Below are 21,554 nucleotides of genomic sequence, written 5' to 3' on the forward strand. Positions count from 1 at the left end.
GTTGTGTTTAGAGATTTATTTCAAAAGAAAAAGAAATATGCGACCATTCCATCCCAACGTTGGGGGAATGAAACAGAGTCTGGTGAAGAGCCACAAGAGCGTCCCAAACGTGAGATTCCAGAAGGCTTAATGAACAAGTGTAGCAAATGTGGCACGATTCATTACAGCAAAGAACTGGAGAAAAACCTGAAAGTATGTCCTAACTGTGGTTACCATATGCGTCTGAATGCGATTGACCGCATTATGATGACAGTAGATGATGGACAATTTACCGAAATGGATGCTCGTATGGAATCCAAAGATCCTTTGAAATTCCCCGGGTATGCAAGTAAGCTTGAGCAACAGAAAATGAACTCCGGACTACGTGATGCCGTTATTACAGGTGAAGGTCTGATCGATGGTCAACCGGCAGTACTTGCGGTAATGAGCTTTGACTTCTTTAGCGGAAGTATGGGTTCGGTTGTAGGTGAAAAGATTACTCGTGCGATTGAGCATGCAGATGCTCGTCAGATCCCGATGATTATTTTCTCTACTTCAGGCGGAGCACGTATGCAAGAAAGTATTTTGAGTCTGATGCAAATGGCTAAAACAAGCGCAGCTTTGGCTCGTTTTCAAGAAAATGGAGGACTGTATGTCTCTGTAATTACCGATCCTACGATGGGCGGAGTATCTGCAAGTTTTGCCATGCTTGGAGATGTTAATATTGCTGAACCGGGAGCATTATTCGGGTTTGCTGGACGTATTGTTATTGAACAGACGATTCGTCAGAAATTGCCAGAGAATTTTCAGACCGCAGAATTTAATATGGAACATGGTCAACTCGATATGGTGATTCATCGTAAAGAGATGAAGTCTACATTATCGCAATTGTTGGATTTTCACAGTGGAAAAGGGGGATTTTAAGTGGCAGGAGAGATGCCTTTTGAAATGCCTCTCGTTGAAATGCGTAAAAAGATTGACGAGCTGAAGCAATTCGGACAGGAAAAAGGAATAGATTTCAACGATGAGATTACACGTTTGGAAGAACGATATCGTCAGATGGAAAGTGAAATATACAGTCAGATTTCACCTGCGCAGAAAATGCATCTGGCAAGACATCAACAACGTCCTACTTCGCTGGATCTGATTTCGATCGTATTTAGTGATTTTATGGAGTTACATGGTGATCGTATGTATGGTGATGATCTAGCGATTGTGGGCGGTATCGCCAAATTGGATGGACATCCCGTAACGATTATTGGTCATCAACGTGGTAAAGATACCAAAGATAATATTGCTCGCTTTTTTGGCAGTCCGCATCCTGAAGGATTCCGTAAATCGATGCGTCTGATGAAGCAAGCTGAGAAATTTGGACGTCCGATTATTACATTTATTGATACCAAGGGTGCTTATCCGGGTAATACAGCAGAGGAGCGCGGACAGTCTGAAGCGATCGCTCGTAACCTATGGGAAATGGCGAAGCTACGTGTTCCTGTCGTCTGTGTCGTGATCGGAGAAGGCGGTAGTGGCGGTGCGCTGGCACTTGGTGTAGGTAACCGTGTACTTATGTTAGAAAATGCGATCTATTCAGCGATTTCTCCAAATGGTGCAGCATCCATCCTCTGGAAAGATGCGTCCAAAGCCGATCAAGCCGCAGAAGCGATGAAGATTACAGCGGAAGATTTGCTTCGTATGGAAGTTGTAGAAGACATCGTGCCTGAACCTAAAGGTGGAGCACACAAAGATTACGAAGCAACAGGTGAAGCGATCAAAAAGCATCTGCTTGTTCATTTACGAGAATTATCTCGAATGAATGCAGCTGAATTGATTGAAGATCGTTATCAGAAATTCCGTAAAATTGGTGAATTTACAGAGCAAGCGATGAGCACATTGCCAGCGAGTAGATCCGAAGTGAATATAGAAGATCAACCTCAAGAAGAATTGCAATCCGATGTGGAACCTATTCTTGGGAATGAAGAAGAAATGAAAGCTAAATCTTCACGTTCCAAGCGTCATTCCTAATTGAGCCTTTCCACAATTTCTGAGGAATTTTGACAATCTTCTATACAAAGTAGACAAACTGTAGTAAATTTAATTGTTGGGACTTGTTGAATGGCTTCGGCAAGTCATGTTGGGAAAACAAAATAAAGAGAGACCTTTAAAAACGGAGGAAAATCAATTATGCGTAAAACTAAAATTGTATGTACGATCGGACCGGCAAGTGAGTCTTTAGAAAACACGAAGAAATTAATTATGGCAGGTATGAACGTCGCTCGCCTTAACTTTTCTCATGGTGATTTTGAAGAGCATGGTAACCGTGTTAAAAACATTAAACAAGCAAGCAAAGAATTAGGTAAAACAGTAGCCATCCTGCTGGATACCAAAGGTCCTGAAATCCGTACCGGTAAATTTAAAGAAGAACCAGTAGAATTAGTTCAAGATGAATATGTAACTTTGACTACAGAAGATATTTTGGGTGACCAACATCGTATGCACGTGACTTACAAAGATCTTCCAAGTGACGTTGAAGTCGGTTCAACAATTTTGATCGATGACGGTTTGATCGGTTTGACTGTTGTTGAAGTTCAAGGTACTGAAATTAAATGCCGTATCGTTAACGGTGGACAAATCAAAAGTCGTAGAGGCGTTAACGTACCAGGAGTAAATATTTCACTTCCAGGTATTACAGAAAAAGATGCTAACGATATTATCTTCGGTATCGAGCAGGGTGTAGACTTTATCGCGGCTTCTTTTGTACGTAAAGCAAGCGATGTTCTTGAAATCCGTCAATTGTTAGAGAGCAAAGGTGGTAGCCATATCCACATCATCTCTAAAATTGAAAACCAACAAGGTGTAGATAACTTGGATGAAATCCTTGCTGTATCTGACGGTTTGATGGTTGCTCGTGGTGACTTGGGCGTAGAAATCCCTGCGGAAGAAGTACCATTGGTACAAAAACGCATGATCGAAAAATGTAATCGTGTAGGGAAACCAGTTATTACAGCTACACAAATGTTGGATTCAATGCAACGTAACCCGCGTCCTACTCGCGCTGAAGCAAGTGACGTAGCGAACGCTATTTTCGACGGTACAGATGCAATCATGCTTTCTGGTGAAACAGCTGCTGGTAAATACCCAGTTGAATCTGTATTGACAATGTCTCGTATTGCTGAAAAAGCAGAATCTGCTTTGAACTATCACGAGTTGTTCCTTAAACAAACACATGCACAACAAACAACAGTAACAGAAGCGATCAGTCAATCTGTAACAAACTCTGCAATGGACTTGAACGCAGCAGCGATCATTTCTTCTACAGAGTCTGGTCATACAGCACGTACTGTTTCTAAATACCGTCCGCAATCTCCAATTATTGCTGTAACCACATTGGAGCAAACAATGCGTCGTCTTTCTCTAGCATGGGGTGTGTTGCCTGTTAAAGGTACACAAGCTCATTCTACAGATGAGTTGTTTGAAATTGCTTTGCAAGGTGGACATGATTCAGGTCTACTTAAAGAAGGCGATTTGGTTGTGATTACTGCGGGTATTCCTTTGGGTCAATCCGGTTCTACGAACTTGATCAAAGTGGCTCAAATGCCTGCTAAATCGTAATAGAATATCAATCAATAGTGCAAGATAGCATCATATCAGAGAAAGCAGTGGATCATTCCATTGCTTTTTTTGATGATTTTTATAGACCTATTTAAATTTTGAAATGAAAGCAGAGGTACCACATGATGGCAAAAGAACGATTAAACTTACCTAGCGATTGGCACGGAATAGCTTTTCGTGTACGTTATCAAGAAAATGATCCAATGGGCGTAGTGTATCATACAAATTATTTGAATTGGTTTGAATTAGGACGTACCGAAATGATTCGGGATCTAGGATTCCGTTATAGGGATATGGAAGCCGCAGGATTATTATTACCATTAATCGATGCGTCATTGTCATATGGACATCCAGCAAGATATGATGATCGTGTAGCAATCTATACCCGTATAACAGAGTTTTCCAAGCTTCGTATAGATTATGAGTACAAAATCCACTTATTAGATGAACATGATACAGCCGTAGGGGATTCTTCATCTGCTGGAGAACGTCCTATTTTTAAAAGGGATGAAGAGTTACCGGGAACGCCTTTGACAAGCGGTTCTACCAGACATGTGTGGGTTAATAAAGACTTCAAGCCTGTACGACTTGATAAACAAGTGCCTGCGTTGTATTATGCACTTGTAGAATCTTTACAGATGTAGTCTGGTTGGATAGAGAAAGGAGAGGTACTTTTGGGTAAGGGCATCGGCAAATGGATTATTGCATTGATTATTATAGTACCACTCCTAGAATGGTATGTTTTTTTACAGATGATTGAATGGATCGGTGGCTGGAACACCCTTATTCTTTTACTCACCACATCGCTGGTTGGTATATTGATGATGAGATTTGAAGGACGTAAAGTGATTGAAGATACCAAGCAACAGATGGACGCTGGCGAACCACCAGGACGAAGAATGTTAGACGGTCTATGTGTGTTTGTAGGCGGAGTGATGTTAGTATTACCGGGCTTTATTTTGGATATTATCGGATTTACGCTTGTATTCCCATTAACACGTCCAATTTATCGTAATCTGTTATTACGCTGGATAGAGAAGCGGATGAAAAAAGGCAGTATTACGATTCACCGTGGTGGTCAATAAGCTTACCTACTTTAGTCATGTTTTAGATGAATAGGCGCTTTATCAAAGGGTCACAATCGATCATAACAAACAGGCAGTCCTTTAGATGATTACTTCTAAAAGGACTGCCTGTTTTAGTCTGTTTTTATAAGATGGTAATGATTATTTCTGATAGGATAGTGTAAAAATATAAGGTTGAGAAATGGATTCTACATCCTTATGCAATGACTTATCTTGCTTTGCCATTCACAATATAGTTGCGCAGATCACGGAACACATTAGCACGATTGAGAGCAGAAACAATAACAAGCGTTACAGGTCCAATCAATAGTCCTAGAGCTCCAAATAGCTTGAGTCCTACAAACATACTGATTAAGGTGGCTAAAGGATCAAGACCTACACTACTGGCTAGCACTTTAGGCTCCATAATCTGCCGTACAACCAACACAATGACATAAAGTACACTTAGACCAATCCCTAGACTGAGATCGCCGCTCATGAAGTTGTAGATCGCCCACGGTATCATCACAATCCCTACGCCAAGATAAGGCAGTAGATCGACAGCACCGATCAGTAGACCAATCAACAAAGCCGATTCGACTCGTAAAATAAACAGTCCGATAATAACAATAATACCTGTGATCGAAATTAAAATAAATTGTGCACGTACATAACCCAACAATGCTTTTTGCAAATCACGCCAAATCGTCACCATCGTCAATCGGATATTAGAAGGAAACCAACCTGAGACGATACGGGTATGCTTTTCCCAGCTATTACTGATAAAAAAAGCAGATAATACAATAACCACAATAATCCATGCAAAGTTAGGCAGTGCTGTTAAAAAACCTAATAGATAGTTAAGAATACCTGTCACAATACTACTTACCGTACTTGAAAGACTTTGCGTAGTTTGATCAAGGTTGTTATTGATCGTATCCCCATAAGGAGTGTCTTTCAAAAATCCATTGATTTGATTCGTAATATTTTGTAGACTGTCATTTTTGGTCCACCCGACAAACATATCACGCCAACTATCCATATGATCGTTGAACGTCTGCATCAGTGTGATCGTTTGTTGAACAAGCCTTGTCACTAGAAAAGACAAAAGGGCTAACAATCCACCAAAATAAACAAGCAATGAAATCGAAACAGCTAACCAACGTGGAAAGCGAGCACGATTCTGCAATAACCGCACTAACGGATTCATTGCATAAGCAAATAACCAGGCAAGCAATAATGGATAAAGAAGCGGAAAAAGATAACGTACAGCAATAGCCGTAATCACAATAGCGACCAGTACCCATATTCCACGTAAAATCCGATTACGGATCATAATATTCAATGAATGGCTCTCCTTCTACTCAATATAGTCATAAATATGTAATCAGCATCATATATGATGTTAAACGGCAGACAAGACTTTTGAAACGAAAGGGCTTATAATTGATAATGTAAAGGGTTACAAAAAAATTCTTATGAAGCTGATAAAACAATTTGATGTCACAAACACTTCTCCTTTTGTTCACAACTCCGTCAAAATAAAGTATGATGAGAGAAGGTCCTTGGAAGGTTAGTGGTAGGTGTTTGGATCATTAGAACTCTTTTCAACAATTGTGAAGGACCTTACTAGCCAGTTTTTAAATTTTTCCATATTTAAAAATGTAAATGTTTTCATTCCCGTAAATGGGCAAAATCACAATCATTCCGTTCTGCAAAGGAGAGAGTAATATGACAGCTACTAAAGGATTGGAAGGCGTTGTTGCAGCAAGTTCATCTATTAGTTCTATCGTTGACGGCGTACTTACATACCGTGGAATCGATATTGATGACTTAGCTATTAACGCAAGTTTTGAGGAAGTGGCTTATTTGTTATGGTTTGGCAAACTTCCAAATCAAGCAGAGCTAGATCAATTGCAAAAAGATCTAGATGAATATGCTACCTTACCAGAACCATTGATTGCGCAAATGAAACTTTATCCTAAAGATATGAATCAGATGGCAGCTCTTCGTAGTGCGATCTCTGCTCTTGCTCTATATGATGATCTAGCTGAAGATATGAGCCAAGAAGCTAATCATAAAAAAGTAGTCAAATTGCAAGCACAATTGCCTGCGATTGTAGCTGCTCTTGGACGTATTGCAAGTGGTAAAGAGCCGGTCGCTCCTAAAAAAGGCGTATCGATTGCTCATAACTTCTTGTATATGTTAAATGGCGAAGATCCTGAAGATACAGCAGTTAAAGCATTAGATCAAGCACTTGTTCTGCATGCGGATCATGAGTTAAATGCTTCTACATTTGCTGCTCGCGTTACTGTAGCGACTTTGTCTGATATTCATTCTGGTATTACTTCAGCAATTGGCGCGCTTAAAGGCCCACTACATGGTGGAGCAAATGAAGCGGTTATGAAAATGCTTGAAGAGATCGGTTCGATGGACCGTCTAGAAGGTTATATCCAAGAACAACTAGACAACAAAGTAAAAATCATGGGCTTTGGTCACCGTGTATACAAAAATGGTGATCCACGTGCCAAGCATTTACAAAAAATGTCCAAAGAGCTAGGTGAAATGAACAACGATCTAAGTCTATACGAAATGTGTATTCGGATCGAAGAAATTGTAACGGGTAGCAAAGGACTCAAACCGAATGTTGATTTCTATTCAGCTTCTGTTTATACCATGTTAGGTATTCCGCGCAATTTGTTTACACCTATTTTTGCAATCAGCCGTGTATCTGGATGGTCTGCACATATTTTGGAGCAATATGAAAACAACCGTATTATCCGTCCTCGTGCAGAATATGTAGGACCTGTTGATCAAAAATATATTCCGATCGAACAGCGCTAAAATCAGTATTTCATTTTATATGCAAGTAGATATTTCTCATATGACCCAACGTCTGGTAAAATAAAGACAGAACTGTGCATGTCTGTGAAGGTAAGCATATACAAATGATTTGTACCATGCATATACCTGAAGAGGAGCCGGCGAGTAATTTATACCCAAGTGTATAGGGTATTCAAAGGTTTCCTTTTGATGTGTGTAAACGCCTTCTCTTACGATGCCACAGCCATATCCCTTAAGGAGGAACATAATTATGCCGAAGTTTGAAAAATACGAATTACCTACTACTGGTGAGAAAATCACAATCAATGATGGAGTTCTTAATGTACCTAACAACCCGATCGTCCCTTTTATTGAAGGTGATGGTACAGGACGCGATATCTGGAAAGCATCTGTACGTGTATTGGATGCAGCGGTAGAAAAAGCTTACGGTGGTTCCAAAAAAATCGCATGGTACGAAGTATTTGCCGGTGAAAAAGCGTTCAATACATACGACGAGTGGTTGCCAGCTGATACGCTGACTGCAATTCGCGAATATATTGTAGCGATCAAAGGACCTTTGACTACACCTATCGGTGGTGGTATTCGTTCATTGAACGTAGCTCTTCGTCAAGAATTGGATCTGTATGTATGTCTTCGTCCTGTTCGTTACTTTGACGGCGTACCTTCTCCTGTAAAACGTCCTGAATTGGTAGATATGGTTATTTTCCGTGAGAATACAGAAGATATCTATGCAGGTATCGAGTACCAAGAAGGTACAGAAGAAGTGAAAAAAGTATTGGCATTCTTGAAAGACGAAATGGGCGTTAACAAAATTCGTTTCCCAGAAACATCCGGTATCGGTATCAAGCCTGTATCTGAAGAAGGTTCCAAACGTCTGGTTCGTGCTGCTGTTCAATACGCTATTGATCACGAGCGCAAAACAGTTACTTTGGTACACAAAGGAAATATCATGAAATTTACTGAAGGAGCTTTCAAAAACTGGGGTTATGAAGTGGCTGAAGCAGAATTCGGTGATAAAGTGTTCACTTGGGCACAATATGACAAGATCAAAGAAGAAAAAGGTGCAGATGAAGCAAACGCAGCTCAAAAAGCAGCTGAAGATGCTGGCAAAATCATCGTAAAAGATGCTATTGCTGATATCGCATTGCAACAAGTATTAACACGTCCAAATGAATTTGATGTTATTGCTACATTGAACTTGAACGGTGACTACTTGTCTGATGCTCTTGCTGCACAAGTAGGCGGAATCGGTATTGCACCGGGCGCAAACATTAACTATGTAACAGGACATGCTATTTTCGAAGCAACTCATGGTACAGCTCCTAAATATGCTGACAAAGATCTAGTAAACCCAGGTTCTGTAATTTTGTCTGGTGTTATGTTATTGGATCACTTGGGATGGCATGATGCTTCTGCATTGATCTATAAAGGTCTAGAAAAATCAATCAACAACAAAACAGTAACATATGACTTTGCTCGTCTAATGGATGGCGCAACAGAAGTGAAATGTTCTGAGTTTGCTGACAAAATCATCGAAAACATGTAGGAGGATAACCTATGACCGTCATTAAGCGCAAAAAAATCACAGTGGTCGGTGCCGGTTTTACCGGTGCAACTACAGCTTTGATGCTTGCTCAAAAGGAACTTGGTGACGTAGTACTGGTTGATATTCCACAGTTGGAGAACCCAACTAAAGGTAAAGCGCTCGATATGATGGAAGCAAGTCCTGTACAGGGCTTTGATAGCCAGATTAAAGGGACATCTGATTATGAGGACACAGCATCTTCGGATGTGGTGATTATCACAGCAGGTATTGCTCGTAAGCCGGGTATGAGCCGCGATGATCTCGTGAATACGAATGCAGGAATCGTCAAATCGGTATGTGAACAAGTCAAGCAATATTCACCTGAAGCGATTGTGATTATTTTGAGCAATCCTGTAGATGCAATGACTTATGTCGCGTATCAATCTTTGGGCTTTCCCAAAAATCGTGTGATCGGACAATCCGGTGTACTGGATACAGCTCGCTATTGTACCTTTATTGCAGAAGAACTAAATGTATCGGTAGAAGATGTACGTGGATTTGTGTTGGGTGGTCATGGTGACGATATGGTGCCGTTAGTACGCTATTCTAGTGTAGGCGGTATTCCGATCGATACATTGATCTCCAAAGAACGTATTCAAGAAATTGTACAACGCACCCGTGTAGGCGGAGGGGAAATTGTGAATCTATTGGGAAATGGTAGTGCTTACTATGCCCCGGCAGCATCACTTGTACAAATGACAGAAGCGGTTCTGAAAGACAAGAAGCGTATTTTACCGATTATTGCTTATTTAGAAGGCGAATATGGTTATAACGATCTCTTTATGGGCGTACCTGCTATTCTAGGGGGCGGTGGAATCGAGAAAATCTTTGAATTGGAATTGACCTCCGAGGAAAAAGCTGCTCTTGAGAAATCTGCTGATTCTGTCCGTAACGTGCTTAAAATCGTTAACGTATAATGTCTAAACAAAAAGGTTTCCACATTCTGTGGGAGCCTTTTTGTTATGTTTTGATTTAAATTTAAGTACAAACAATTTTTACTAATATGACAAAAATTAGACACACGACCTTATAAAATCAAGACGAAAATATGTATTTTCATAGCTTTATCCGTTAAAATAATAGAGTATAGCCGATTGATCGCTAGAGTGGCTATAGATAAAAAGAGTGGAGGTTAAAGGATGGCAGAAGTATTAGTGTTTATACACATCTTAGGAGCATTGTCGATGGGCTTTTATTTGTTTTTACCTGTTGTGACAAGTAAAATAGCTAACAGTTCAGCAGAAGCCCAATCAGGCAGTATTGCTATGATTCGTACATTGAATCGTATCGCCCAATTTGGATTGATTGTGCAGTTATTAACAGGCGGATACTTAATGACCAAAGGCAATTATTCAATCGCTTGGATGGTTGTTGTGTTTGTATTATTTTTGGCAATCGCTGCGATTGGTGGAATTATGGGTAAGCCTTTACGATTAGCACTCGCCGATATCAATGAGAACAAAAATATTACACTCCACATCGGCAAAATTCGGTCACTAAGCATGATACTGGCTGTATGTCTGGTTGTTATTAGTTTCTTTATGGTATTCCGCGACATTATTTAATATTGTAGCGTAGACACGTTTACCCACACATAGTAGACCATCTGAACAGATGGATAAGAACGTACACATAATTGGATATAGGCGACCAACCGTTACTTTTGAAGTAGCGGTTTTTTGTTGATTTGCTTGCTGAATGTTTCGGTTATTGAAATTAGGATATTTACCCCAAAATGTGTATTTCAATACATTAATTTATAATGAAATAGATGTTTAAACATGTATAGACAGTGGTAAATAATGGACGGAAGCAACAAATGGAATCATCTTATGCATGTGTGAATCATCCATTTTTTATATTCGAGAGGAGAATTAATTATGTCTAGCGAAGAACAAACATTACCTCCACAACATCAGGAAAAACAACCAGGAATCGAATCGGAAATGACTCCACGTCCAGAATTTAAAGCGCCTGCGTATCAGGCAGCAGGTAAGCTGAAAGATAAAGTAGCAATCATTACAGGTGGGGATAGTGGTATCGGCCGTGCTGTAGCTATTTTGTACGCTAAAGAAGGTGCAGATGTAGCGATTGTCTACAAAGATGAACATGGTGATGCAGAAGAAACCAAAAAGTTTGTCGAGCAAGAAGGACGTAAATGTATTTTACTTCCAGGTGATGTAGGCGACGAATCATTTGCGAAGCAAGCTGTAGAAAAAACCGTATCTGAATTAGGTAAATTAGATATTGTTGTCAATAATGCAGCAGAACAACATGTTCAACAAAGTATCGTAGATATCACGGCTGAACAGTTAGAACGTACTTTCCGTACGAATATTTTCGGTATGTTCTTTATTACCAAAGCAGCTGTACCGCATCTTAAAGAAGGTTCTGCTATCATCAATACGACATCAGTTACCGCTTATCGTGGTGAACCTGTATTGTTGGATTACTCTTCTACCAAAGGTGCAATCACAGCCTTTACACGTGCTCTATCTATGAATATTGTAGAAAAAGGAATTCGTGTCAATGCTGTTGCTCCAGGTCCGATCTGGACGCCATTGATTCCTGCTTCATTTGACGAAGAAAAAGTAAGCAAATTCGGAGCAAGCCAACCGATGAAGCGTCCGGGACAACCGGAAGAAGTTGCTCCAGCTTATGTATATCTAGCAAGTACAGATTCTTCTTACGTAAGCGGTCAGATTATTCATGTTAACGGTGGCGAGATCATTAACGGATAATACAGACGTTATCTAGCATAGATTTGACAATAACATCATATTAAAATCACAAAAATATGGAAAGACGGTAGATCAGGGAGTTATTGACCTGTGCTATCGTCTTTTTTTGTATACAACACAAATATCATAGGATGTAGGAAAGGGACTTATTCTGCAACCTCTGGTATGATAATACTTGTCACTATAAGTGATCGGTACATTGAAATATGTTAACTTTTGGAGATGAAGATTACGTCATGAGAGAACATGCAGCCACATTTACTCGTTTTTTTGAAAAGTATATGTTTTTGATTATTCCGTGTACACTGGTTTTGGGATTCTTTATATCGAAGCCATTGTTACCTTTTGTCGGTTGGATTCCAGGGTTATTTGCTTATGTTACTTTTGTGATGGGACTTGGTTGTGGACGAAAACATTTAAAAGGCGTATTGACCAAGCCTGCACCTATTATCGTCACTTTATTGTTAGCCCATATTGCCGCACCTTTAATCGCTTACGGATTAGGACTTTTATTATTCGGTAGTGATTCTCCTTATACGGTAGGCTTGGTATTATTTGCGGCTATCCCTTTAGGCGTATCTTCTGTCTTATGGGTCGGGATGTCTTTCGGTAATGTGGCATTAGCATTAACGTTAGTGATCGTGGATTCGGCACTTAGCCCTTTTGTCGTGCCTGTGCTAATCGAAGTGTTTTTCGGTGCAGATATACAGTTCGATACTTTACATATGTTCAAAGATTTATTATTACTGATTGTATTACCTACATTTGCAGGTATGATGGTCTATGAGTTATCAGGTGGAAAGTTCCGTGATTGGTCAGCTCCAATTACGCAACCGTTAGCCAAATTGTGTTTTGCAGGAGTCGTATTGTTAAATGCAGCGGCGATTGCTCCACAACTCCAATCATTGCGTGGTGATCTACTATTAGTCGTGCCTTCTGTGATGATATTGGTCGCTTTATGTTATGGACTGGGGTATGTCGCGTCGGCGATTCTTCGTCGCAAAGGGGAAGGGCAGTCGTTACCTGTGACATTAGCCTATGCTTCAGGGATGCGTAATATTTCGGTCGGGATGGTGATTGCGATGGCTTATTTTAGCCCGCAGACAGCTGTACCCGTGGTACTAGGGATTATGCTTCAACAGCCGATGGCAACGCTCCAGTATTCTATTTTTATGCGTATTTCAAATTATCGTAAAGGAAGAGATGCATGAAGCCTTTCCGCATTCGTTTGACATTGATTCTGATGATCCTGCTCGGTGTACTTGGTCTAGCAGCGGCACTGACAATGGGTCAAATATTCAAAAGCTCACATATTCAAACACTCGAAGACAACATGGTTCGTGAAATTCGTTTGTTGGAAACAACGTTTGATTTTAGATCAACAGGTACAAGCGGTAAGCCTTCTGAAGATATTTTCAAATATTATTCTCAAGAAGCACATGAGATCGGGAACTTAACTGATTCACGAGTGACTTTTATTGAGAAAGACGGCACTGTAATCGGGGATTCTGAAAGTGATCCACATGCGATGAACAATCATATGGATCGTGAAGAAATTCGTGCTGCTTCAACGACAGGTGTAGGAAGTGCGATTCGCTATAGCGCTACACTGGACAAGAATATGCTGTACGTTGCAGCGCCTGTACAAGCAGGTAATGTGTTCAACGGGTATATTCGGTTATCCATGAGCCTTGAAGCCGTAGAGATCGGTGTACGCAATGCGTGGACAGTGATGGGGATTAGCTTGCTCGTCTTATTTCTAGTGGCGGCTGTTGTGAGTTATCGAGTAGCATCCGGTCTAACCAAGCCACTTGAACATATTACAGTGGTCGCTAATCGGATCTCTCGCTTAGACTATGGAGCACGAGTGAAATTGGAACGTCGTGATGAGATTGGTGAACTGGGTAAAGCGATAGACAATATGGCAGATAGCCTAGAAAAACAACTCAAAATTATTCGGGATAACGAAGATTTGTTACAAAGTGTACTGGCGAATATGACCGGTGGAATGTTGATGGTCAATTCATTAGGAAATGTTGCACTGGTGAATCGATTTGCAGAAGAAGTACTTGGAGTCACTTCTAAGCGTCTAACAGGCAAGTCGTATCACGAATTGAAACGTCATTATGAACTGACCAAGCTACTTGGAGAAGGATTGCGTCGTAAAGAGCGTATTCATGATGAACAGACCTTGTATGATCCAGAACCGCGCTTGATTCAGATCGATGGTGTACCTATGTTCGAAGATGATGATACGTACCGGGGCATGTTGTTCTTGATTCAAGATATCTCCAATATTCGTCGCTTAGAAAGAATGCGAAGCGAATTTGTAGCTAATGTATCACATGAATTGAAAACGCCTATTGCTGCTGTCAAAGGATTTGCCGAAACATTGCTAGGCGGTGGCGTGCAAGATGAACAAACTTCACGAGCCTTTTTACAAATTATCTATGATGAAAGTGAACGATTAAACCGTCTGATCGGTGACATTCTGGAATTATCCAAAATTGAATCGAAGCGTTCACCACTCAATTTCTCACCGATTCATTTACAACCTTTCTTTGACACCATTCGGGAGATGTTAAATTCTTCTGCTGCCAAAAAGAATATTACGATGGAAATGAATGTACCGGAAGAAATGTTTATGGAAGCCGATGAAGATCGATTACGACAGATTTTTGTCAATTTGATCTCAAATGCGGTAAACTATACACAAGACGGTGGTAAAGTAAGATTAACAGTCGAAGAGAAAGTATCTGAGAATGGTGAGGAACGTATTCTTTTCCATGTTAGAGATACAGGTATGGGTATTCCGAAAAAAGACTTACCACGTATTTTCGAACGTTTTTATCGGGTAGACAAAGCGCGTTCACGTATTTCAGGGGGTACAGGTCTTGGATTATCGATTGTTAAACATCTTGTGGATTTACACCACGGCACTGTAACTGTGGAAAGCGAAGTTAATATTGGAACAACATTTACAGTCAATTTGCCGTTGTTACAAGAGGATGAACCAGATATTTAATATTTTATTACATCATTTTACACAGGGTTAACACAAGAGTGATATGCTGACATTGATGTATGAAATGCGAACCCTTGTGGGAGGTTATCATGGCTAAACGATTACTGGTCATAGAAGATGAATCAACGTTATCTCGATTGTTGTCTTACAATTTGACACAAGAAGGATATGAAGTCACTGTAGAAGATCACGGAAGTGCAGGATTGGATCGTGCGCAGAGTGAACCGTTTGAATTGATTTTGCTTGATCTGATGTTGCCAGGTATGGCGGGATTAGACATTTTGCGTAAATTACGCAGTTCAGGGATTCGTACACCTGTGGTGATTTTGACAGCCAAAAATGCAGAAGAAGAAGTAGTGGAAGGACTCAAAGCTGGAGCCGATGACTATATTACGAAGCCATTCGGTGTTTCTGAACTATTAGCACGTGTCGCTGCAGTATTACGCCGTGCAACTGGTAGAGAAGATCAACCAGAAGAAGAGTTATCCCATGAGAGTCGCATAGAACTGGGAGATTTAACGATTTACCCGGATAAATACGAAGTTACATTGGGTACACAACATATTACACTGCGTCCTAAAGAATTTGAAGTCTTGCTGTATCTGGCACGTAAGCCAGGTGTAGTCATGACACGGGATGATCTAATGAATGCCGTATGGGGATTTGATTATATCGGTGGTCAACGTACCGTCGATGTACATGTCAGCTCTTTACGCAAAAAGTTAGAACTCGATCCTGAATCGGTACATATCGATTCAATTCGTGGAGTTGGTTATAAATTAGTCGTACGCAAAAGAACAAGCGCTCAACATTCCATTTAAAATGGGATGTCGAGCGTTTTTTACATAATAAGCGAATTTTAACACATTGATGTTTACATTGATCTTTTAGTCTTAGGTTATGAGTCTAAAAGACTAGTTTACTTCGTTAGGAGAGACGATAATCAATGTTAGAGACAATGATACGTGAACCGCAAACCACACAACCTATTGATATAGCAACTCATCCCATACCAGTAGAACAAGTAGAAATTGAAATTACTCAAGAAACACAACCAGAAAGTGTAGCTATATTATCAGATGAATTAAGTCTACGACGTTATTTGATCACTGTACCTGCTATTACGGTGGAAGAAACCTGTCGAGAAACATATATTCGCTTTAAGCGTCAAACCCATCTGCCATGTATTGTTTTGTGCGATGGACAACAGCGCCCTGAAGGGTTAATTATGCGTGAACAGTTTTATCGTCATATGGCAAGTCGATTTGCAAGTGAACTGTATGATACTCGATCTACAGTCATGTTCAGTCAGCCTCATATTTTGGCAATGGATATCGATACAGAAGCTTCTATCGTTGTGGATGCTGCTCTTGCTCGTGAAGGAGACTCTTTTTATGAATGTGTCGTATTAACACATCAAGGTCTGCTAGCTGGAATTATCACGATCCGCGATATTATGGAATTATCTAACTATTTACAGTTGTCGACAGAACAAAGACGAATTTCTTCTTTGCAAGAGACCCATCAATTTGTAGAACAGATTGGTGATGCGGTGAAAGTGGTTCAACAAGCTGCTCAAGAAAGTCATCGTGAACTGCATTTGATGAAGCAACAGACAGTATCCGGTCAACAAGATCTCAATAAAGCCAATCAGCAATTTGAAGAAGTACAACAATTGGTCGTACGTCAACGTACATTAGCCGAAGATATGCTTCATTACACAGGGCAAGCGAGTAAAGTGGTACATGCTGTAACCGATCTTGCAGGTCAAAGTAATATGCTGGCACTTAATGCTTCGATTGAAGCGGCTAGAGCTGCAACAGCAGGCAAAGGATTCGCAGTGGTCGCCGAAGAAATGCGTAAATTATCTTCTCATATTACAGCACTCTCTACAGATGTAAATCGGCTATTGACCGGATTAAGTGAGATGATTCAACAATCAGCTTCTTCTACACACACAACAGAGACCGTTATGGATCAAAGTATGGTGTATATTAAGCAAGCCAATCAATTATTTGGCAAAATGGCGTTGGAAGCAGAAGAAGCTTCTAAAAGTGCAGAGCAATTGATCCAATCGGCGGACGAAGCGGATCATCTTACAAGTATCGTGGCACAAGCTTTACAGCGTTAAATCATGAGCTTTACATTTTTTACATTCCGTTTACAATTCGAACTGATGGGATTTACAAATATGATTTATGATGAATAGATGTAAAAAACATTCGTTATCAAAAAAAAGAATTGAAAATCAGGGGAGTGTACCTTGTGTCAGCTATTATACGTGTAGAACAATTGAACCTGTACTATGAGAAACATCAGGCTCTTAAACATATTAATTTAAACATTAAAGAAAAAGCGATTACTGCTTTTATTGGCCCTTCGGGTTGCGGTAAATCCACTTTGCTTCGTACATTGAACCGTATGAATGATATGATTCCAGGTACACGTATTGAAGGTGTAGTAGAGATCAGTGGTTCTAATATTTATGGTGAAAATGTAGAAGTTGAAAATCTACGTCAGCAGGTTGGTATGGTATTTCAACAACCCAACCCTTTTCCCAAGTCCATCTACGAGAATGTAGCTTATGGGCCACGTCTGCATGGTGTAAAATCCAAAAAAGAATTGGATGAAATTGTAGAAACAAGCCTACGTCAGTCGGCTCTATGGGAAGAAGTGAAAGATTATCTTAAACGGTCTGCCCTTAGCTTATCCGGTGGACAACAGCAACGTCTGTGCATCGCTCGTGCGCTAGCAGGTCAACCCGATATCCTTTTAATGGATGAAGCAACTTCAGCACTTGATCCAATCTCTACCTTGAAGATTGAAGAATTAACGCGTGAGCTTAAAAAAGATTATACGATTGTGATGGTAACACACAATATGCATCAAGCTGCGCGTATTTCAGATCAAACTGCTTTTTTCTTAAATGGCGAAGTTGTAGAATCGTCAGATACACCGGAGATGTTCTCCAACCCCACAGATTCTCGAACAGAAGATTATATTTCGGGAAGATTCGGCTAATACCTACACCAAGGAGGACTTGTTCATGCCCAACCGGAAAGAATTCGACCAAAGTTTAGGAGAGCTACGTCGCTTGCTCACTGCTATGGGAGATCATGTAGTTCATGCTTTAGAAGAAGCAGTACTATCATTGCAACAACTCAATATCGAACAAGCTAAAAAAATCATTGGCAATGATCACACGCTTAATGAACTAGAAGAAAAAGTTATGGAAATTGGTTCACGTCTGATCGTTACCCAACAGCCAGTGGCCAAAGATTTACGTCGTATTATCGTAGCTTTCAAAATCTCTAGTGATCTAGAGCGTATGGGTGATCTAGCGCTTGATATCGCTAAAGTAACATTGCGTCTTCAAGATTCTACTTTAATCCAGCCATTAGTCGATATTCCTCGTATGGCTGATATCGTAGGACAAATGACCAAAGAATCAATCCAATCGTATTTGGATGAAAATACTGATTTGGCGTATAAAGTAGGCGTAGATGATGATCAAGTAGATCATATGTATAGCGGAATGATTCGTGAACTGCATAACTATATGATCGATCATGCCGTTGATGGCCCGCAAGTCATGTTGCTTAATCTAACTGGACGTTATATCGAACGTATCGGAGATCATGCCACCAATATTGGTGAAAGTGTGGTATATCTGGTTACAGGTGTACGCCCCGATCTTAACCGTTAATCAACACAATACGTTATATCATAGCTCTAACCCACAAGCATCGGACACAAATCCGGTGCTTTTATTTTTTGATTAGAAGGGCTTGTGGTATCATAGAAAGAGCGAATATTAATCACAATCATAAACCAGAAGATGGTTCAATATAGAGATGTTCTAACTACAGGAGGTTCTATGGAAAAGTTTCTTTTAATAGATGGTAACAGTATTATTTATCGTGCTTTTTTTGCAATGCAACAACCAATGACAACCAAAAGTGGACAGCATACCAATGCAGTCTATGGATTCACTAATATGTTAATTCGATTGCTAGAAGAAGAGAAACCAACGCATGTGATGGTTGCTTTTGATGCAGGTAAAATTACTTTCCGTCATACCACATATGGAGATTACAAAGGTGGACGTCAAAAAACACCGCCAGAATTATCAGAACAATTTCCATTACTGAAAGAGTTATTAACAGGATTGGGAATTACGTATTATGAATTAGATACGTATGAAGCGGATGATATTATCGGTACATTATCACGGACAGCTGAGGAAAAAGGACGCAATGTATTGATTGTCAGCGGTGACAAAGATATGTTGCAACTGGCTTCAGATCATGTCAAAATTGCGCTTACTCGCAAAGGTGTAAGTGATATTGAACCTTACGGACCCGCAGAGATTGAAGAACGTTACGGCTTAACTCCAGCTCAAATTATTGATCTTAAAGGATTAATGGGGGATACGTCAGATAATATTCCGGGTATTCCAGGTGTCGGTGAAAAAACAGCGCTCAAATTATTGCATCAATTTGGCAGTGTAGAAGAAGTATTAGCGAACACCGATCAACTCAAAGGTAAAATGAAAGAAAAAGTAGAAGCTCATGCTGATGATGCTCGTATGAGTAAAGAATTAGCGACTATTTTCCGGGATGTTCCTTTTGATGCGACATGGGAAAGTATGAAATATGATGGATTTAATCCGGTGACTTCTATTGTCGCTTTGCGCAAATTAGAATTTAACTCGATTATTCAACGCTTGAATTTGTCAGAGCTTGATGGTGAAGATCTGCATGATCCTGCGCAAGTAGAAGCTTCTGAACTTGAAGTCACGATTGTAGGTGAAGAGCAACTTCCAGAACTGGAAAAAGTACTGAATACAGTCGAAGTATTGCATATTGAAAGTCATGGAGATAATCCACATCATGCGGAACTGGTGGGTATTGTATTATCTGCACCGGATCAGTATTACTTTATGACGCCTGAGACATTGTTAAGCGAGGGCGCAGCAGGTGTACGTGCATGGTTAGCTGATGGATCGATTCCGAAGCATGGACATGATCTGCATCGTGCAGACCTGGTGTTACACTGGATCGATATTCCATTTGCAGGGGCTTCTTTTGATGTGCAGATTGCAGCCTACTTACTTGATCCAACAGAGTCCGGGCAGAGCTTGAATGCGCTTGGAGCCAAATACGGTCTACCTCATATGCCAGAAGACGAGACAGTCTTTGGTAAAGGGGCTAAATATAAAGTGCCTGAAGAAGAAATATTGAGTCATCATCTGGCACGCAAAACAGCAGCTATTCGTGAGCTAGTTCCACTTCAACGTGAACAGTTGGAGCAAAATGAAATGACCAGTTTATTTGATGATCTAGAAATGCCGTTATCTCGCATCTTAGCCGATATGGAGAAGCAAGGGGTTGCTATTAATACCGATGAACTACGTGAACTAGGCAAAGAATTTGAACAGAAAATCAATGTCTTAGTGACTGAAATTCATGGGATGGCTGGCGTTGAATTTAACTTGAATTCACCGAAGCAATTAGGTGAAATTCTATTCGATCGTCTAGGATTACCTGTAGAGAAGAAAACCAAAACTGGATATTCTACCAGTGCAGATGTACTTGAAAAATTAGCACCTTATCATGATATTGTGCAGTTAATTCTGGTTTATCGTCAACTTGCTAAATTGCAATCGACGTATGTAGAAGGATTGTTAAAAGAGGTTCATCCGAAGTCAGGTAAAGTGCATACCTTTTTCCGTCAGACGATTACAGCGACAGGTCGCTTATCCAGTCAGTTCCCGAATCTGCAAAATATTCCGATCCGTCTAGAAGAAGGACGTAAATTACGTAAAGTATTTGTCCCTTCTGAAAGTGGTTGGAGCATTCTATCCTCTGATTACTCGCAGATCGAATTGCGGGTACTTGCGCATATGGCAGATGATCCAGGTCTAAAAGATGCCTTTTTACATGATATGGATATTCATACCAAAACAGCTATGGACGTATTCGGCGTGACCAAAGAGCAAGTCGATGGTAATATGCGTCGTTCTGCCAAAGCGGTTAACTTTGGAATTGTCTATGGTATTAGTGATTATGGATTATCTCAGAATCTAGGGATTACACGTAAAGAAGCAGGCGACTTTATCAGTCAATATCTTGAAGTCTTCAAAGGCGTTAGCCGTTATATGGACGATATCGTAATCGAAGCGAAAAAGGATGGCTTTGTGAAAACGATGCTAGAGCGTCGCCGTTATCTACCGGATATCAATTCATCTAACTTCAATCTGCGTTCGTTTGCGAACCGTACAGCGATGAATACACCTATTCAGGGTACAGCCGCAGATATTATTAAGCTAGCTATGGTGCATATGGATCAAGCACTTAAAGATCATAAGCTGAACAGTCGTATGTTACTGCAAGTACATGATGAATTGGTATTCGAAGTGCCTGCGGATGAAATGGAACAAATGAAGAAATTAGTACCAGAAGTGATGGAAAAAGCATTGTCGTTATCTGTGCCACTTAAAGCTGAAGTGAGCTATGGTGCGAACTGGTATGAAGCGAAGTAAATAGTCTATAATTAGAGGGTAGGGAACGTAGGGATGCTTGGAGGTGGAATAGTGATTCGTTCCGCCAAAGAGATGATCCTTACGATCGCTGTTAAAGATTGATTATATAAAATATGCATTTGACTTATTAAAATTTTTATAATGACTTATTTAAGAATATTAT

At 40.2% G+C, this 21,554-nt stretch carries 18 protein-coding genes; 17 read left to right on the plus strand and 1 reads right to left on the minus strand.

What is annotated here, in order from left to right:
- Nucleotides 1–3 precede the first annotated feature (3 nt).
- The 5 genes from accD to PaeCFBP13512_RS07990 all read left to right on the plus strand — a co-directional run bounded on the left by accD (nt 4) and on the right by PaeCFBP13512_RS07990 (nt 4,673).
- The gene (accD, locus tag PaeCFBP13512_RS07970; RefSeq protein ID WP_069326980.1) at nt 4–903 is read left to right on the plus strand and encodes an acetyl-CoA carboxylase, carboxyltransferase subunit beta; all 900 of its coding nucleotides are present in this window, start codon (nt 4–6) and stop codon (nt 901–903) included.
- Complete coding sequence (locus PaeCFBP13512_RS07975; protein ID WP_069326981.1) at nt 904–2,001, plus strand: acetyl-CoA carboxylase carboxyltransferase subunit alpha; 1,098 nt, start codon at nt 904–906, stop codon at nt 1,999–2,001. It begins immediately after the preceding gene.
- Nucleotides 2,002–2,160: 159 nt separating this feature from the next.
- A complete protein-coding gene (gene pyk / locus PaeCFBP13512_RS07980) occupies nt 2,161–3,588 on the plus strand; it encodes a pyruvate kinase (RefSeq protein ID WP_069326982.1) in 1,428 nt (475 codons plus the stop codon).
- 125 nt (nt 3,589–3,713) lie between these two features.
- A complete protein-coding gene (locus PaeCFBP13512_RS07985) occupies nt 3,714–4,232 on the plus strand; it encodes an acyl-CoA thioesterase (RefSeq protein ID WP_137222332.1) in 519 nt (172 codons plus the stop codon).
- A 30-nt stretch (nt 4,233–4,262) separates the two neighbouring features.
- Entirely contained in the window at nt 4,263–4,673 is a 411-nt protein-coding gene (locus PaeCFBP13512_RS07990; RefSeq protein ID WP_371748083.1) for an FxsA family protein, read from the plus strand.
- 208 nt (nt 4,674–4,881) lie between these two features.
- Here the strand turns inward: PaeCFBP13512_RS07990 and ytvI are convergent, their stop codons facing one another.
- Nucleotides 4,882–5,997: a sporulation integral membrane protein YtvI gene (gene ytvI, locus PaeCFBP13512_RS07995; protein ID WP_137222334.1), complete on the minus strand. Its 1,116-nt coding sequence runs from the start codon at nt 5,995–5,997 to the stop codon at nt 4,882–4,884.
- 386 nt (nt 5,998–6,383) lie between these two features.
- On the opposite strand from ytvI, the gene PaeCFBP13512_RS08000 reads away from it, so the two are divergent.
- From PaeCFBP13512_RS08000 to polA, 12 genes are all read left to right on the plus strand, one after another.
- Nucleotides 6,384–7,496 carry a citrate/2-methylcitrate synthase gene (locus PaeCFBP13512_RS08000; RefSeq protein WP_137222336.1) on the plus strand — a complete coding sequence of 371 codons (1,113 nt, stop codon included), beginning with the start codon at nt 6,384–6,386 and terminating at the stop codon, nt 7,494–7,496.
- 250 nt (nt 7,497–7,746) lie between these two features.
- On the plus strand, nt 7,747–9,042 hold the full coding sequence (gene icd, locus PaeCFBP13512_RS08005) for an NADP-dependent isocitrate dehydrogenase (protein WP_069326986.1): 1,296 nt from the start codon (nt 7,747–7,749) through the stop codon (nt 9,040–9,042).
- 11 nt (nt 9,043–9,053) lie between these two features.
- Nucleotides 9,054–9,998 (plus strand): malate dehydrogenase, encoded by a 945-nt coding sequence (gene mdh, locus PaeCFBP13512_RS08010; RefSeq protein ID WP_069326987.1) that lies wholly within the window; start codon nt 9,054–9,056, stop codon nt 9,996–9,998.
- 222 nt (nt 9,999–10,220) lie between these two features.
- A complete protein-coding gene (locus PaeCFBP13512_RS08015) occupies nt 10,221–10,646 on the plus strand; it encodes a hypothetical protein (RefSeq protein WP_137222338.1) in 426 nt (141 codons plus the stop codon).
- 315 nt (nt 10,647–10,961) lie between these two features.
- Entirely contained in the window at nt 10,962–11,822 is an 861-nt protein-coding gene (locus PaeCFBP13512_RS08020; protein ID WP_069326989.1) for an SDR family oxidoreductase, read from the plus strand.
- Between the two features lie 236 nt (nt 11,823–12,058).
- Nucleotides 12,059–13,033, plus strand: a complete 975-nt coding sequence (locus PaeCFBP13512_RS08025; protein WP_137222340.1) for a bile acid:sodium symporter family protein — start codon at nt 12,059–12,061, stop codon at nt 13,031–13,033.
- Nucleotides 13,030–14,847 carry a two-component system histidine kinase PnpS gene (gene pnpS, locus PaeCFBP13512_RS08030; protein WP_069326991.1) on the plus strand — a complete coding sequence of 606 codons (1,818 nt, stop codon included), beginning with the start codon at nt 13,030–13,032 and terminating at the stop codon, nt 14,845–14,847. Before PaeCFBP13512_RS08025 ends, pnpS begins: the two co-directional genes overlap by 4 nt.
- An 89-nt stretch (nt 14,848–14,936) precedes the next feature.
- Entirely contained in the window at nt 14,937–15,668 is a 732-nt protein-coding gene (locus tag PaeCFBP13512_RS08035) for a response regulator transcription factor (protein ID WP_069326992.1), read from the plus strand.
- A 125-nt stretch (nt 15,669–15,793) separates the two neighbouring features.
- A complete protein-coding gene (locus PaeCFBP13512_RS08040; protein WP_137222342.1) occupies nt 15,794–16,978 on the plus strand; it encodes a methyl-accepting chemotaxis protein in 1,185 nt (394 codons plus the stop codon).
- A 134-nt stretch (nt 16,979–17,112) separates the two neighbouring features.
- A complete protein-coding gene (pstB, locus tag PaeCFBP13512_RS08045; protein ID WP_069326994.1) occupies nt 17,113–17,868 on the plus strand; it encodes a phosphate ABC transporter ATP-binding protein PstB in 756 nt (251 codons plus the stop codon).
- A gap of 25 nt (nt 17,869–17,893) precedes the next feature.
- The gene (phoU, locus tag PaeCFBP13512_RS08050; protein WP_069326995.1) at nt 17,894–18,553 is read left to right on the plus strand and encodes a phosphate signaling complex protein PhoU; all 660 of its coding nucleotides are present in this window, start codon (nt 17,894–17,896) and stop codon (nt 18,551–18,553) included.
- Between the two features lie 171 nt (nt 18,554–18,724).
- Complete coding sequence (polA, locus tag PaeCFBP13512_RS08055; protein ID WP_137222344.1) at nt 18,725–21,391, plus strand: DNA polymerase I; 2,667 nt, start codon at nt 18,725–18,727, stop codon at nt 21,389–21,391.
- The last annotated feature ends 163 nt before the right edge of the window (nt 21,392–21,554 follow it).

This window comes from Paenibacillus sp. CFBP13512, from assembly GCF_005233705.1.
Taxonomy (GTDB): Bacteria; Bacillota; Bacilli; order Paenibacillales; family Paenibacillaceae; genus Saccharibacillus; species Saccharibacillus nuruki.

Excerpts from the sequence above, each read along its gene's own strand:
- pyk (WP_069326982.1), top strand. The coding sequence starts at position 2,161 with ATGCGTAAAACTAAAATTGTATGTACGATCGGACCGGCAAGTGAGTCT.
- PaeCFBP13512_RS07985 (WP_137222332.1), top strand. The coding sequence starts at position 3,714 with ATGGCAAAAGAACGATTAAACTTACCTAGCGATTGGCACGGAATAGCT.
- PaeCFBP13512_RS08000 (WP_137222336.1), top strand. The coding sequence starts at position 6,384 with ATGACAGCTACTAAAGGATTGGAAGGCGTTGTTGCAGCAAGTTCATCT.
- icd (WP_069326986.1), top strand. The coding sequence starts at position 7,747 with ATGCCGAAGTTTGAAAAATACGAATTACCTACTACTGGTGAGAAAATC.
- mdh (WP_069326987.1), top strand. The coding sequence starts at position 9,054 with ATGACCGTCATTAAGCGCAAAAAAATCACAGTGGTCGGTGCCGGTTTT.
- PaeCFBP13512_RS08015 (WP_137222338.1), top strand. The coding sequence starts at position 10,221 with ATGGCAGAAGTATTAGTGTTTATACACATCTTAGGAGCATTGTCGATG.
- PaeCFBP13512_RS08020 (WP_069326989.1), top strand. The coding sequence starts at position 10,962 with ATGTCTAGCGAAGAACAAACATTACCTCCACAACATCAGGAAAAACAA.
- PaeCFBP13512_RS08025 (WP_137222340.1), top strand. The coding sequence starts at position 12,059 with ATGAGAGAACATGCAGCCACATTTACTCGTTTTTTTGAAAAGTATATG.
- pnpS (WP_069326991.1), top strand. The coding sequence starts at position 13,030 with ATGAAGCCTTTCCGCATTCGTTTGACATTGATTCTGATGATCCTGCTC.
- PaeCFBP13512_RS08035 (WP_069326992.1), top strand. The coding sequence starts at position 14,937 with ATGGCTAAACGATTACTGGTCATAGAAGATGAATCAACGTTATCTCGA.
- PaeCFBP13512_RS08040 (WP_137222342.1), top strand. The coding sequence starts at position 15,794 with ATGTTAGAGACAATGATACGTGAACCGCAAACCACACAACCTATTGAT.
- phoU (WP_069326995.1), top strand. The coding sequence starts at position 17,894 with ATGCCCAACCGGAAAGAATTCGACCAAAGTTTAGGAGAGCTACGTCGC.
- polA (WP_137222344.1), top strand. The coding sequence starts at position 18,725 with ATGGAAAAGTTTCTTTTAATAGATGGTAACAGTATTATTTATCGTGCT.